This window comes from Nocardia sp. NBC_01009 (assembly GCF_045208035.1).
Lineage (GTDB): Bacteria > Actinomycetota > Actinomycetes > Mycobacteriales > Mycobacteriaceae > Nocardia.
Genome location: NZ_CP108695.1, coordinates 7,839,056 through 7,853,825, shown reverse-complemented (window position 1 = coordinate 7,853,825; position 14,770 = coordinate 7,839,056). Strand labels below are relative to the sequence as shown.

11 protein-coding genes are annotated in these 14,770 nt (G+C 65.0%); 7 read left to right on the top strand and 4 right to left on the bottom strand.

Annotated elements, in window-relative coordinates:
- Positions 1-181 precede the first annotated feature (181 nt).
- Genes OHA42_RS35485 through OHA42_RS35470 form a run of 4 tightly spaced genes read left to right on the top strand, consistent with a single transcriptional unit; the run spans position 182 to position 5,037 of the window.
- Positions 182-2,038, top strand: coding sequence for an SCO2524 family protein (locus OHA42_RS35485; RefSeq protein WP_406232480.1), 1,857 nt, complete (start codon positions 182-184; stop codon positions 2,036-2,038).
- Between the two features lie 4 nt (positions 2,039-2,042).
- Complete coding sequence (locus OHA42_RS35480; RefSeq protein ID WP_406232478.1) at positions 2,043-2,960, top strand: SCO2523 family variant P-loop protein; 918 nt, start codon at positions 2,043-2,045, stop codon at positions 2,958-2,960.
- A gap of 33 nt (positions 2,961-2,993) precedes the next feature.
- Positions 2,994-4,049: an SCO2522 family protein gene (locus tag OHA42_RS35475; protein WP_406232477.1), complete on the top strand. Its 1,056-nt coding sequence runs from the start codon at positions 2,994-2,996 to the stop codon at positions 4,047-4,049.
- A gap of 1 nt (position 4,050) precedes the next feature.
- Entirely contained in the window at positions 4,051-5,037 is a 987-nt protein-coding gene (locus tag OHA42_RS35470) for an SCO2521 family protein (RefSeq protein ID WP_406232475.1), read from the top strand.
- Positions 5,038-5,042: 5 nt separating this feature from the next.
- Here OHA42_RS35470 and OHA42_RS35465 read toward each other — a convergent pair whose 3' ends face one another.
- From OHA42_RS35465 to OHA42_RS35450, 4 genes are all read right to left on the bottom strand, one after another.
- Positions 5,043-5,903: a hypothetical protein gene (locus OHA42_RS35465; protein WP_406232473.1), complete on the bottom strand. Its 861-nt coding sequence runs from the start codon at positions 5,901-5,903 to the stop codon at positions 5,043-5,045.
- Positions 5,904-5,939: 36 nt separating this feature from the next.
- A complete protein-coding gene (locus OHA42_RS35460; RefSeq protein ID WP_406232471.1) occupies positions 5,940-6,509 on the bottom strand; it encodes a GNAT family N-acetyltransferase in 570 nt (189 codons plus the stop codon).
- A 159-nt stretch (positions 6,510-6,668) separates the two neighbouring features.
- Positions 6,669-8,153, bottom strand: coding sequence for an MFS transporter (locus OHA42_RS35455; RefSeq protein WP_406232469.1), 1,485 nt, complete (start codon positions 8,151-8,153; stop codon positions 6,669-6,671).
- A 148-nt stretch (positions 8,154-8,301) separates the two neighbouring features.
- Positions 8,302-8,988: a FadR/GntR family transcriptional regulator gene (locus OHA42_RS35450; RefSeq protein ID WP_406232467.1), complete on the bottom strand. Its 687-nt coding sequence runs from the start codon at positions 8,986-8,988 to the stop codon at positions 8,302-8,304.
- A gap of 65 nt (positions 8,989-9,053) precedes the next feature.
- On the opposite strand from OHA42_RS35450, the gene OHA42_RS35445 reads away from it, so the two are divergent.
- From OHA42_RS35445 to nirB, 3 genes are all read left to right on the top strand, one after another.
- On the top strand, positions 9,054-10,313 hold the full coding sequence (locus OHA42_RS35445) for a CynX/NimT family MFS transporter (protein ID WP_406232466.1): 1,260 nt from the start codon (positions 9,054-9,056) through the stop codon (positions 10,311-10,313).
- Positions 10,314-10,642: 329 nt separating this feature from the next.
- Positions 10,643-12,139, top strand: coding sequence for an MFS transporter (locus tag OHA42_RS35440; RefSeq protein WP_406232464.1), 1,497 nt, complete (start codon positions 10,643-10,645; stop codon positions 12,137-12,139).
- A 26-nt stretch (positions 12,140-12,165) separates the two neighbouring features.
- Complete coding sequence (gene nirB, locus OHA42_RS35435) at positions 12,166-14,715, top strand: nitrite reductase large subunit NirB (RefSeq protein WP_406232462.1); 2,550 nt, start codon at positions 12,166-12,168, stop codon at positions 14,713-14,715.
- Positions 14,716-14,770: the final 55 nt, after the last annotated feature.

Genomic DNA, 14,770 nt, shown 5'->3' with positions numbered 1-14,770 from the left:
GGCAGTCGCCCATGCTCTGACGGTTGCAAACCTGGCTCGGCAGGTGTCGGTGTCAGGTTGGATCTACCCTTGCGGAGGCCGCGCGAAAAGTGCGGCGCCCGTGCTAATTTGGACGAAGTCGCCGGTGCGGTAATCCGTTGGGTTGCTTGATGTCTGCGACATGGGGTGAGGACGGCGGCAGGTGAGAATTCAGCCTCGGGCACAGATTTTGAATGTTTGGAAGACCTTGATCGCCACCTGCTATAAGGACGGCGAGTGGCAGTGGGGCGGTCGGGACGGCACCAACTCGATCAGTGATGCCGAGCAGTTGCTGTGCCTGCTGTATCCCGCCACCGAAATCAATGTGCTAGCGCTCGATCGGCCGGACGATATGGCCGAGGACGTCAAGGACACCCTCGAGGCGATGGGCGGCGCGACGCGGATCGGTGAGGTCATCGTCCGCGTGCTCGAGGAGTACATCGAGAAGCACACCGACCCCGACGGTGAGCCCGAATTCGCTGCGGGAAGCTATCTTCGGGCCAACGGCGGGCTCGAGCCGACCTCCGCGCAACGCGAGATCGAGGTCGTCGACTCGTACTCCATGTCGTTGACCCTCAGTATCGCGGCGCTGGGTTTCCTTCGTGTCTTCAGAGGGTTTGTGCAGGGACAGACCTACGATGAAGCCAAGGAACTCGGCGAGCGCATCCACGTGCTCAGCGCGAAGATCAGTATCCGGCTGACGTCGGCGATGGTCGGTCTGCTGCGCAGTTTCGTGGTCAACACGGTGTCGACGAAGTCGGAACCGGGCGAAACGATCGTCAGAATGTTGAACCAGACCGGTCAGCCTTCGAAGGTGATGGCGGAGAACATTATTCGCGGTCTGGAACCGGTGCGTACCCAGCTGCGCGGCATCAAGCTCGCCACTGTTCCCGGTGCCGAACTCGGTGCCGAAGACATGCTCTTCGAGTGTGGTTGGACCTGGGGCATCGCCAAGAAGGCCGACAGTATCGATTTTGTGCAGGCCAAGATCGCCGATCAGCCCGGCACCGCGGATCCGCGCCCTTATCTGTATTTCAGCGTCGTCGCGCTCGACGGCATCAACGACCTCACCTCGCAGCGGACCCGGCAGTTGGACCTGCTCGACGAGACCCAGCGCAGGTTGGCCGAGGCGTTGCAGACGCGCTGGCATCTCACGCAGCTCTACTGGTCGACGGTCGCCCGGTTCGGCGCCGGCCGCTGGCCGCTGGAAGACATCCCGTGGCGAACCTCCGACGGTCAGGAATCCGACTACTACAGCCTCGTCGTTTCCGCGGTGCTGATCCAGGATCTGGTCAACCGCACCGCCAATGACGAGGATCTGACACGAGCGGTGGAGATCTTCGACGAATTGGCCCGGCGTGGCCGAATTACCCGACGCGTCACCAAGGACGACCCCTCGGTGGCTGTGCATGTGCCCGGGGTGCGGATGTCACTGGTCGGCACCGAGGACATCGGCGAGGGCCCCAGGCTGTCCTGGATCGTCTCCGACTTCGCGCCGGTGCTGCTCAAACGAATTCTGCAGGCGGCAAGATTGTCCGGCAATGTGACCGCCCGCGACCGTTTGATGGAACTCGCGAAATCGGTGATGGAGCACCTGGATTCGCGGGTCATCCAGGAGGGGCCGGCCGCCGGCCTGTGGGACGATTCCGCCCGCGCCTTCGGTCTGACGGACATCTCGCCGTCGCAGCCGTCGTGGTATCTGACGGAGCGAGTGATCGAGGGTCTCGTCACCGCCGACCGCACCTATCGCTCGCTGCCCTTGCGTCCGGTGACACTGGTCGATGACGCGGTGGCGCTGCTCAACGAGGCCGAACATTTGCTCAATCGTGAATTGCTCGAGGTCAATGCCGCCGACTTCACGGCCAACCGAAGGGCTCTCGCGCGGATCGAGCGCCATCTCGACCGAGCACGACGGTTGATCGACGAAAGGCCCGGAACCGCAGTCGTTCTCACGATGCGAGCGCTGGACCAACTCGACGAGTTGGCCTACGCCGACCAGGACGCGATGAGGAGCAACTGACGCCATGCTCGTGTTCTCGACCTCCGACAAAGGCGGCACCGGCCGTTCGGTGACCAGCTGCAACATCGCTTTTCGGCTGTGTATGAGCGGCAAGAACGTCGCGTATCTGGATTTCGATTTCGGCTCGCCGACCGCGGGAGCGCTGTTCGAGATCGGAGCCGTGGAACGTGGCATTTCCGACGGCACCGGGCTGCACTCCTATCTGCTGAACGAGAAAGAGACGACGACCAGAGTCGATGTGCGCGCCAAATCCGATCGTGTCGAACTGTGTCGCATGCCGATGCGTTCCGGAAAGCTCGTATTATTTCCCGGCGACGAGGGCGGTGCGGAATTCCCGACAACCGGAACCGCCATGGTCGAGCAGTGTGTGAAGCTGCTTTCGAAGGTGATGGGTGAATTCCATGTCGTCATCGTGGATCTCAGCGCGGGGCGTTCGGCGGCGGCACAGCTCGTGCTCGAGGCGACAGCGCATCCGCAGCTCGCCGAAGAGACCATCCGCTGGTTGATTTTCCACCGCTGGACGCGACAGCACATCATGGCGGCCAGCGCGCTGGTGCACGGTCCGAGTGGCCTGCTGGAGTCCGGCGTCGGGTACGGGCACGACGAGAAGAAGCTGCGCGAGTCGATTCGGTTCATTCGAACGGCCGTCCCCAACCCGTTCACGCAACCGGGCAACGACGAATCCGCGCAGGCCCGATGGCTGCTGAAACAGAATGCGGCGCTCAAAAAACTGGCGTCCACCAAGAAACTGGGCCAGAGCACGCTGCTCGGGGAAACACCGATGGAGCCGATGCTGCAGTGGCGCGAACAAGTGATCCTCGACGCCGATGTCGACGCGAAGATCGCCAATATCGAGACCACCACTGCTTTCGGTGAACTTGCCCGTCAGCTCACCGATGACGCTGTGTGGGAAACGTTCTGACCCACCCCCTTCCAGGAAGGATTTCGATCGCCAGTGGAGACCGCTGCGGGCTACAGCGAGGCGACGGCAAGCGCGACGATCACGTCGGCGCCGCTTTCGCATCTGTCTATCGAGGTCGGGCATTTCTATATGAACGACCTCACCAATGGCGAGGATCGGATCAGGGCGCAGTTCAAAGAGGTCAAAAGGCGCCTCGACTCGAATATCGGTTATGCGAAGGACGAATTCGGTCCGAAGGCCAAGGTGAGTACGTGCTTTCTGATCGATGACTACTTCGGCCCGGGCACCGACCCGGGACAGATCATCGGAAAGCTGCTCAAAGCCGCCGATGAATGCGGTATGACGATCGACTATCTGGCCCGTGAGGAAGGTTGCTTCGAGTCCCCGGTGTACGTGGACGGCGTCGCGACCGGTGCGCGCATTCCGCTTGCCGAGATGGTCGCCTCCTGGATCGTGCCGGAGCCGATTCTGCGGACGACAGGGCGCAGGCCGGCTACCGACGTGTCGGGCTGGCTGTGCAACGGTCGCCGATCCTCCGACTACGACACGGTGCAGGCGATGCGCAGCGGTGAATACCGGCCCGCCGAGGAGTACGGTCGCCGTGAGCATTCGATCTTTCTCGACACCCAGCTGTGGGCGGTGCCGACCAAGAAGTCGCGGGTTCGCGCGGACGCGGACCGGGTGTGGGCCTGCCCCTTCCTGGCGTCGGTGTGGCAGCTGATGCGCTTGGATCTCCTGCGATACCACGGCGCCCCGGTGGCGCAACCACAACTGTGGCCCGCTTCCGACGACTCCGGCGAATTCACCTGGCCGAAGGCGTGGCGTGATATGCCCGCCGTGGTGCAGTTGAATCCCGACGCGCACCCGTTCGCCGCCTATCGGGCGGTGTCGATTCTGCCGCGCACCTACGTCAGCATCGAGCACGCGGTCGAGGTCATCCTCGGCCACCTCGAGATCGACGACGAGGTGATCGACCTCGCTGTGCGCAGCGGTGTCAAAGACGGTGTCACGGTGCCGCGCCCGGTCAGCCATCGACTCGAGCACCTGTTCGTCCCAGAAACCTGGGCCGGCCGGGCGACGACCGCCTGAGATGGCCGATGCGATGGTCCTTCCGGAGCGCACGCTCATCGTCCTCGGAGAAGTCCGCACCTGCTTGGTGCCGGCCTCGGGGGCATTGAGCCGTGTCGAGGTTCGTAATCTGCTGGCGTTGAAGCCAGGTCGTCCGGTGCGGTCGTGGGAGCGGCCCATTCCGATGGCGATCTCGCCCACCATGCTGGTCGGCGTGGATTGTCTGCTGGCGACAGGCACCGGCGCCAAGGCGGAGGCCAGGGGTACGGTGGCCACCGATGCCGTGGTGGTCGGCGGTCGGGTGCTGCAGAGTTCGGTGCGCACGGCAGTCGTGCGTGCCGCCAGGCCGCAGCGCGAGAAGTGGGAGCACTATCTGCGCAGGGGCGGGGTGACCGAGGTGATCAACAAGATCAGAAGCGACATCGGGATAGACCTCGTGCACGGTTTCCTGCACCGGCCGATGGGGCCGGACACCCTGGACCTCGGTTCGATCAGCGAGCGGCTGCTGGCCAGGGTGCGGCTGGATCGCGGACTGGATCAGCGGTCGCCGCTGCTGACCGGTTCGACTCGGTTGCAGTGGACAGCTCGGCTCGGTGCTGTAGAGGTTCCACATGTCGAGTTCCGGCTCGAGGACGAAGAGGTCCGCACCGTGCAGATCACCGTCCGGGATATCGAGGATCTGGCTGTGGCCCAACAGTTCTGCGCCGACCTCGCGATGCACGACTGGCTGCTGACCGCGGTCGTCAACGCGGTCGAGGAGGCGGATCGGTACGACACGGCGAGCCCGGATTCCGCGCGCGTCCTCGCCGCGGTCCTCGAACACCTCGCACATCTGTGGATGCCGGGTGCGCACACTCCGCCGCCGTTCCTCGGACTGTGGCAGCAGTTGGAGCTCAGGCCGGGGTTCACTCGTGATTGGGACAGTCGGGTAGGTCAGTTGCGTAACCGTCTTTCGGTGGCGACGCTGGCCGCACTGCGTGAAGCCAAGGTGTCCACGACGAACTGGTAGCCGTTTCACAATCGGAACCACCTACGGACGAGCAGCGCGAAGAACACCGAGGTCGAGACCGTGCCGACGTACGCTTCGATCACCAGCAGGGTCTGGCCGACACCGCCGATGTCTGTGGTGTCGCCGACGCCGACCGGATTGAGGAAGTTCATCAGGCACAGATAGAACGTCGCAGGAACCTCCACGCCGGTGATGAAGCTGATCATGAGTGTGAACCCGACCAGCAGCAGCGCCATCCAGGCGAGGAGCCGGAATGGCTGATATCCATAGCCGCACAACAGGTCCGAGATATGGCCGCCGGTCCGGCGCCAACTGGGTGGGAGGGCCTCGAACCGTGCGCGAGCCTGGGCGAGGCCGCAGCGGTCGGCATCGTCGTCGTCCTCGTTCTGGCGGTGCAGACTGCCTGCGCGCCGGAACGCGAGTGCCGCGTGGCCGGGTAATCCGGCCGAGCGCAGGCAGTCGCCGAGGCGTTCGTATACCTCGGCGAGCATGGTGTTCTGGGTCCCGCTGAGCCGCAGCGGGCCGCGGAACTCGACTTCGGCGGCCAGCAGGGCGGCCAGGAATTCGAGCGGAACGGTGCCGTGTTCGTCGTCGTCGGTATGTGGTTCGCGGGTGGCGGCATAGACATCCGCGAATACCAGGCTGTCGCCGCGCCGCCGGATACCGGGTGGTTCGTAGCTGGCGACGACGGTTTCGACATGCGTGTTGAAGGAGTCCAGCAGCCGCTCCTCACGCGGCTGCCGGTGTCGGCCGTCGAGACCGGCGAGGTGGTCGATGATCTCTTCTGCGTACACAGCGGCGTGCCGATGGATCCGGGTTGTCATCGACACGACGAAAGTGGATGACAGATCCGGTTGATCGGTCATGTAAATCTCCCCCGGGAGTGACACGTCGGCAAGACGTTATTTCCACCATAGCAATGGAATTCGGCTATTGGTCGGCTCCGGCGACGGCTTGAGCCATCGTTTGTCGTTCGGCCCGGCGATCGGTGGGTCGAGGGGACTGCGCTGGATCCGGTGCATCAGCAGGTCGCGCGGCTCGTCGTCGCCGAAATACCGCCGATCGTGTCCGACCCACTGGAATCCCGCATTCTTGTACATGGCGGCGGCGCCCCGATTGGTCGGTCGCACGGTAATGAAGATCCGCTCGACGTGGGCGGCGCGGCAACCCGAGACGGCCCGCGCGAGCAGCGCGGTGCCGAGTCCACGACGCTGGTGGGCCTCGGCGACGGCCAGTCCGAGCACCCACGCCACCTGCGCCGCGTTGATGCCGACGATCGCGTATCCACAGACGTGCCCACCGATTTCGGCCACCACCCAGTGCGATCCGTGCAGATCGAACAATTGACGCAGGATCACATAGGAGCAGGCCAGATCCCCGAGCTGTTCCTTCTCCAACGCGGCGATGTCGGCAAGGTCCTCCCGCGTCGCAGTCCGATACAACGGTGTCTGCGACTTCTTGCTGATATCCAAATGCTCACCTCTGTCACCCCGATGTGAGTCCGCTTTCCAGCGTAAAGCGTTGGCGCCGTGCGGGGGTCGAGACGGGTGAAAGCCGAACGCCACACCTCGGATCCGGACCTGAGTCGGAACGAGCGGTGTGGCGTTCGGCTTGTACTGCGGCGCTGGTGGTTACACGTTGGCGTAGGCCAGCGAGGAGATCCGCTGGACGCCGAGCGAGGAGCGCAGGTAGAAGAACCAAGTGACGGTGGCCATCACGAGGAACGCGGCCGCGTAGGTCCAGAACGCGGGGGTCATGCTGTGGAAGTTGATGTTGGACAAGCGAAGTGCCTGCTGCAGCAGATACCCGCCCGCCGCGCCGACCGCGCCGATGACACCGATGGCGGCGCCTGCCTGCCGCCGTGCCGATGCGACGGCGTCGGTGGCATCCAGGGCGTGTTCCGAGGCGTACTTCTTGGCCTCGGCGCTGAAGATGGACGGGATCATCCGGTAGGTCGAGCCGTTGCCGATGCCGGTGAGGACGAACAACAGCAGGAACGAAATCAAGTACAGCGGGAAGCTTTTCAGCTCCAGCGCGGCCAGGATGAGCGCGCACGCCACCGACATGCCACCGAAGACGTACACGGTGATCTTGGCGCCGCCGACCTTGTCGGACACCCAGCCGCCGAACGGGCGGCTGAAGGAGCCGACCAGTGCGCCGAGGAACGCGAGGTTGCCGAGCGTGGTGATCCAGCCGATCTTGGCGAGGTCGGGGAAGTTGGCCTTGATCAAGGTCGGGAAGGCGAAGGAGAACCCGATGAACGAGCCGAATGTACCGATGTAGAGAAACGACATCACCCAGGTGTGCCGGTTGGTCAGCGCCAGCTTGTAGGACTTGCCATCGGATTTGGCGGTGCTGATGCTGTCCATGTACCGGAGCGCACCGAAGGCCGCGATCAGGATGAACGGCACCCACACCAGGACCGAAAGGGTGATGCCGAACCGGTAGCCCGCCGCGTCCTTGGCCATGATGTGCGTGCCGAGCGTGATCAGCAGTGGCAGCACCAACTGGGTTTGGGCGACGCCGAGGTTGCCGCCCGCGGCATTGATGCCAAGGGCTGCACCCTTCTTGCCCTCGGGGAAGAAGAAGTTGATGTTGGCCATCGAGGACGAGAAGTTGCCGCCGCCGACACCGGCGAGCGCGGCCAGGATCATGAACACCCACATTGGTGTGCCGGGGTGATTGATGAAATAGGCCAGGCCCAAGGTCGGGATCAACAGCATCGCCGCACTGAAGGCGGTGAAGGCTCGCCCGCCGAACTTGGGGATGGCGAAGGTATAGGGAATGCGCAGCGCCGCGCCGACCAGAGTCGGGGTGGAGGTCAGCAGCAGGGCATTGCTCACCGCGGTCGGGTTGCCCTTGCCGAGACCGGCCAGGAAGTCGAAGCCCGCCAGGCCCATGCTGGTCACCACGGTGCCCCAGATGACCCAGACGCTGAAGCCGAGATTCTCGGCGAACACGGAGAAGATCAGGTTCTTACGAGCGGTGAGTTTGCCGCCCGATTCCCAGAATTTTGCGTTGTCAGGCTCCCAGGTATCCAGCCAGCGACCACGCTTCTGGTGCTCGAAAGTTGTTGTGTCCGACTGCTGGCCGGTGGCAGCTACTGTGGCGGTCATCGGCTTCCTCTCGATTGGGCTCGGCTTGTTGCCCAGCTACGGTCGAGACAAAGGTAGAAGCCGGTTGTTGCGCGCGAGTGGCCGTCGGTGACGTTCCCGGCAATTCCGACTCACATGGTGGGAAGTCGCCCGGTGACCACTCGGTTACCTACCGCACAGGTTCGTCACGTGCGGGGTACTCGGCAATGAGCGTGGCGAGGAAACAGGTCGCCGCCTGAGCGGCCCGATCGGGGTCGCCATCGATCACGGCCTGTACCAACTCGTTGTGCTCCGCGTCGAACGCGTCATCGGATTTCTTGGTCCGCGCGCGGATCACCTGTTCGATGGTCGGCAACAGCGAGTCGTAGAACTCGAGGTACACCGCGTTGTGGCTGGCGACCACGATCGCGCGATGCAGTTCGACGTCGGCTTCGATGGCCGCCACGTTCTCCGCGTTCCAACGCTCCTGGTTGCGTTCCTCCAGCAGGCGTCGCAAATTCGCGATGTCGGAGTCGTCGCGGCGGCGCGCGGCGAGCGCGGCGGCGGTGGAGTCGAGGGCCTGGCGTAGTTCCAGGACGTCGCGCTCCTCCGCATCGGCGAAGTACTTCGCGAGCGTGCCGCCGACCTCCGAGGCGGCGATCACATAGGTGCCGGAGCCTTGTCGGCGCTCCAGCATGCCTGCGTGGACGAGCGCCTGCACCGCCTCGCGCACGGTGTTCCTACCGGTGCCCGTTAGCTCGGTGAGCTCCGGTTCGGTAGGGATGCGAGAGCCGATAGGCCAACGGCCGGAACGGATTTCGGCACGCAGCTGTTCGGTGACCTGGGCTATGAGGCTGGTGCGCCGGACTGGTTGCACCGGAACAGAGTACCGCCCATCACAAATGGTTGCCTCCTATCATCGGGTCATCCTATGATTTCGCGGTGACCGCAACCCTCGAGCAGACGACAACTCGCCTGGCAGCCGACCACGTCGAGCAACGCCGACGTGCACTGACCGAGGGCCGCCTGCTGGTCCTCGCCGCCATTGTCGTGTCCGCGCTCACCCTCCGCGTTGCGGTCACCGCATTCAGTCCTCTCGCCGAGCGAATCGGCGCCGACATCGGCTATTCGACCGCCGTGATCGGCGTCTTCGGCATGATCCCGACCGCGATGTTCGCGGTGTCCGGTCTGCTGACGCCGATCTTCGTGCGCAGGCTCGGGCTGGAACGCACCGCCATGGTTGCCATGCTGATGGCCGGGCTCGGCATGTTGATCAGGGCCACCATCGGCAGCACCGCGGCCATGTTCGTCTTCTCCGCCCTCGCCCTCGGTGGCATGGGTATCGGCAATGTGGTGATCCCGCCGCTGGTGAAGCGGTACTTCCCGGACCGGCTCGCGGTGGTGAGCTCGCTCTACATCACCATGGTGCAGCTCGGCACCGTCGTGCCCGCACTCATTGCCGTCCCCGTCGCCGAGGCGCACGGCTGGCGGATCTCGCTCGGCCTGTGGGCAGTGCTCGGATTCGCCGCGGCGCTGCCGTGGATCGGCGTCTTGCGCGATCGCCGCGGCCGTGACGTCCTCGACACGACCGGCTTGCCCGCCAGGCAGGAGCCCAAGGGCAAGGCGTGGCGTTCGCCGGTGGCCTGGGGCATGGCGGGCATGTTCGGCATGACCTCGCTGACCACGTACTCGATATTCACCTGGTTGCCCAAGATCCTCGGCGAGGCGGGCGCGAGCGCCGCGTTCGGCGGCACAATGGTCGGGCTCTTCGCGCTGGTCGGGCTGGTTTCCGCGTTCACCGCACCGACTATCGTTGCGCGCTTCAGCAATCCCTTCCCCTTTGTGGTCGGCTGCGCGCTGTTCTTCTTCATCGCCTTCGCCGGACTGCTGATCGCACCGATGGGCGCACCGGTGCTGTGGGTGGTGCTGCTCGGCCTCGGCCCGAGCACCTTCCCGATGGCGCTCACGCTGATCAACCTGCGCACCAGAACCCCGCAGGGCTCGGCCTCGCTGTCGGGCTTCACCCAGGGTGTCGGCTACGCCGTGGCCTGTGTCGGGCCGCTGCTGTTCGGCATGCTGCACACCGCGACCGGCGGTTGGCTCGCGCCGTTCGCAATGCTCAGCGTCGCGGTGCTGGTGCTGCTCACCGGCGCGTGGCAGGCCTGCAAGCCACGGATGCTCGAAGACACCTGGAATCAATAGCGTCGGCGGCCGTCGGGACCCAGCCGTGATGCACCCTCATCCCGTCCGGCTGGGTCCCGGCGTTCGTCGCGACTATCGAAATCTCACGTCGAGTTGCGAGGTCGTGAGAGGGCGAGGATGCTGTGCGTCACACCCCGCACTGGCCGCCGATATCGAGGTCGGCTGTTTGTGACGCGTGGAAACCGTTGCGTCACATGCCCGAAACATTCGGTGGGTTCTCACCTGTGTGGCCGGGTAATCGTGAGCAACCGTTGATTTGACGGTCATTTCGCGCAGCATTTCGGCAATACCCGTTTCCTACGGTTGGGCTAACCGATTTTGGGAGGCCCTTGTTGAGCACGCTGACGCGTAACCACAACATCGAGCGCTGGGATGCCGAAGATGTCGCGGCCTGGGAGGCGGGCGGCAAAGACGTTGCCAAACGAAACCTGATCTGGTCGGTCTTCGCCGAGCACGTCGGTTTCTCGGTGTGGTCGATCTGGTCGGTCATGGTGCTGTTCATGCCCACCGACAAATTCGGCATCGATCCGGCGGGCAAATTCTTTCTCGTCGCGGTGCCGACCCTCGTCGGCGCGATCCTGCGGATTCCCTACACCGTTGCGACGGCACGGTTCGGCGGTCGCAACTGGACGATCTTCAGCGCTGTGTTGCTGCTCATTCCGACGCTGCTCACGCTGTATTTCATCAATCAGCCCGGCACCTCGTACACGACCTTCCTCGTCGTCGCGGGCTTTGCCGGTTTCGGTGGCGGCAATTTCGCCTCCTCGATGACCAATATCAATGCCTTTTATCCGCAGCGGCTCAAGGGCTGGGCGCTCGGCCTGAACGCGGGCGGCGGAAATATCGGTGTTCCGGTCATCCAGCTGCTCGGCCTGCTGGTCATTGCCACCCTCGGCAACGGCTACGCCTCGCTGATCTGCGCCGCCTACCTGGTGCTGGTCGCGCTGGCCGGTGTCGGCGCCGCGCTGTACATGGACAATCTGAAGAACCAGAAGGCCGACCTGTCGTACATGATCACGGCGCTGCGGGTGCCGCAGTCGTGGGCGATCGCGTTCCTCTACATCGGTACCTTCGGTTCCTTCATCGGCTACAGCTTTGCCTTCGGTCAGGTGCTGCAGATCAGCTTCAAGGCCGGTGGCGATACCGCGGCGCAGGCGGCGCTACATGCCGCGCAGATCGCGTTCATCGGACCGTTGCTCGGGTCGCTGGCGCGTCCCTACGGCGGCAAATGGGCCGACAAGATCGGCGGCAGCAAGGTCACCATGTACGTCTTCGGGGCGATGATGGTCGCGGCCGTCATCGTCGCGGCGGCCAGCACCGTCGGTGATCGCAACGGCGGTGTGCCGAGCGGTGCGGTGATGGTCACGCTGATCGGCGGGTTCATCGCGCTGTTCGTGCTCTCCGGCATCGGCAACGGATCGGTCACCAAGATCATCCCGTCGGTTTTCGACGCCAAGTCCAAGAGTCTGGACGTGAGCCAAGCCTCCCAGGCCGCGTGGTCGCAGAACACCTCCGGCGCCCTCATCGGTTTCGTCGGCGCCATCGGCGCGCTCGGCGGGGTCGCCATCAACCTGGTGCTGCGTTCTTCCTACGCCTCGACCGCGTCGGCTACCACCGCGTTCTGGGTCTTCATGGCCTTCTATGTGGCGTGCGCCGCGCTGACCTGGGTGGTCTTCCTGCGCCGCCCGAGCATGCGGTCGACCTCCGCCGCCGCGAGCCTCGATTCCGACGTCGTCGTCGAGGCGGAGGCACTCGTCCTCGAGGCCGAGGCCGTCGACTCGACCGGCACCAACTCCACGTCCGCCAGCCCGTCGGCCCGAGCCTGACGCCGAAATACCAACGGAGGACAGTCATGAACTCGACAGTCGAACCCGCTCAGCGCAAGATCGCCGTGGTCGTCGGCCACGGCATGGTCGGGCACCGCTTCGTGGAGGCACTGCGGTCCAGGGACGAAGCAGGCCAGTGGCAGGTCGTCATCCTCAGCGAGGAGCGGCTGCCCGCCTACGACCGCGTCGGTCTGTCCTCCTACGTCGGCGTGTGGGACGCGACCGCGCTCGCATTGCCCGGTAACGAGTACGCGGGCGACGACCTGGTCGAGTTGCGACTCGGTCAGCGTGCGGAGGCCATCGACCGGGCGGCCCGCAAGGTCACCACCTCCGCGGGCGACACCATCGCTTACGACGCGCTGGTGCTCGCCACCGGGTCGTATCCGTTCGTGCCGCCGGTGCCGGGCCACGACCTGCCGGAGTGCTTCGTCTATCGCACCCTCGACGACCTGGACGGTATCCGGGCGACCGCGACCGCGGCCGGACCCGGCGCGGTCGGTGTGGTCGTCGGCGGCGGTCTGCTCGGCCTCGAGGCGGCCAACGCGCTGCGGTTGCTCGGGATGACTCCACACGTGGTGGAGTACAACGCCAGGCTGATGCCCGCCCAGGTCGACGAGGGCGGTGGCGCCATCCTGGAGCGCCTGGTCTGCGACCTCGGCCTGGAAGTGCACACCGGCGTCGGCACCTCGTCGATCGAGGCCGATGCCGACAGCACGCCGGCCGGCCGATTGAGGGTCACCCTCTCCGACGAGACGGTGATCGACGCCGCCCTGGTGGTGTTCTCCGCCGGTGTCCGCCCGCGCGATCAGATCGCCCGTGACGCCGGTCTGGAGGTCGGCCCGCGCGGCGGCATCATCACCGACCTCGCCCTGCAGACCTCGGACCCGAACGTTTACGCGATCGGCGAATGCGCTGCCGTCGAGGGCACCTGCTACGGGTTGGTCGCCCCCGGCTACACCACCGCGGAGATCGTCGCGGACCGATTGCTCGGTGGCGCAGGCGAATTCCCCGGCGCGGATATGTCGACCAAGCTCAAGCTGCTCGGTGTCGATGTGGCCAGCTTCGGTGATGCACACGGCACCACCGAGGGCGCACTGTCGGTGGTTCTGCACGACGCCGCCAAGGGCACCTACGCGAAACTCGTTGTCTCCGACGATGCCAAGATCCTGCTCGGCGGCATCCTGGTCGGTGATGCCACCGCCTACGCGGCACTGCGCCCGCTGGTCGGTCGCCCGCTGCCGGCCGAGCCCGCCGCGCTGATCTCCCCGGCCGGTGCCGAACTCGGCGCGGACGCATTGCCCGATGACGCCCAGATCTGCTCCTGCAACAACGTTTCCAAGGGCGCGATCTGCGGTGCAATCGCCGACGGCGCCTGCGATGTGCCCGCGATCAAGAGCTGCACCTCCGCTGGAACTTCCTGCGGCGGTTGCGTTCCCATGCTCAAGAAGCTGCTGGAGCAGTCCGGCGTCGAGATGTCCAAGGCGCTGTGCGAGCACTTCGGCCAGTCTCGTGCCGAGCTGTTCCAGATCGTCCAGGTCACCGGCATCCGCACCTTCTCCGCCCTGATCGCCAAGCACGGCAAGGGCACCGGCTGCGATATCTGCAAGCCGACGGTCGCCTCCATCCTGGCCTCCACCTCGAGCGAGCACATCCTCGACGGCGAGCAAGCGGCATTGCAGGACACCAACGACCACTTCCTCGCCAATCTGCAGAAGAACGGCACCTACTCGGTGGTGCCGCGGATGCCCGGTGGCGAGGTCACCGCCGACCAGTTGATCACCATTGGCGAGGTGGCCAAGGAGTTCGGTCTCTACGTCAAGGTCACCGGCGGTCAGCGCATCGACCTGTTCGGCGCGCGGGTCGAACAGCTGCCGCTGATCTGGAAGCGTCTCGTGGATGTCGGCATGGAGTCCGGCCACGCCTACGGTAAGTCGCTGCGCACCGTGAAGAGCTGTGTCGGCTCCACCTGGTGCCGCTATGGTCAGCAGGACTCGGTCGGCATGGCCGTGCTGCTGGAGAAGCGGTACCGCGGCCTGCGTTCGCCACACAAGCTGAAGCTGGCGGTGTCCGGTTGCGCTCGTGAGTGCGCGGAGGCTCGTGGCAAGGACGTCGGTGTCATCGCCACCGAAAAAGGCTGGAACCTCTACGTCGGCGGCAACGGTGGTCTCACGCCCAAGCACGCGGTGCTGCTCGCCGGTGAGCTCGACGACGAGACGCTGATCAAGTACATCGATCGGTACCTGATGTTCTACATTCGCACCGCCGACCGCCTGCAGCGCACCGCGCCGTGGCAAGAGGCCCTCGAGGGCGGTATGGACTACCTCGTGCAGGTCGTCTGCGAGGACAGCCTGGGCATCGCCGACGATCTCGAGGCCGCGATGGCGCAGCATGTCGCCGGCTACCGCGACGAATGGGCCGCGGTGCTCGACGACGAAGAGAAGCTGTCGCGCTTCGTCTCCTTCGTCAACGCCCCCAAAGAGTCGGATCCGACCATTTCGTTCGACGACAGCGGGGAACGCAAGGTGCCGGTATTGCTCGGGATGCCGGAAATCCCGGTTGCCTCGAGCGGGCAATAGCCGCGTAACCCCCTAGAAACAGGACGCCGGTACCAATGGGTAAGGCGTTTGGAGG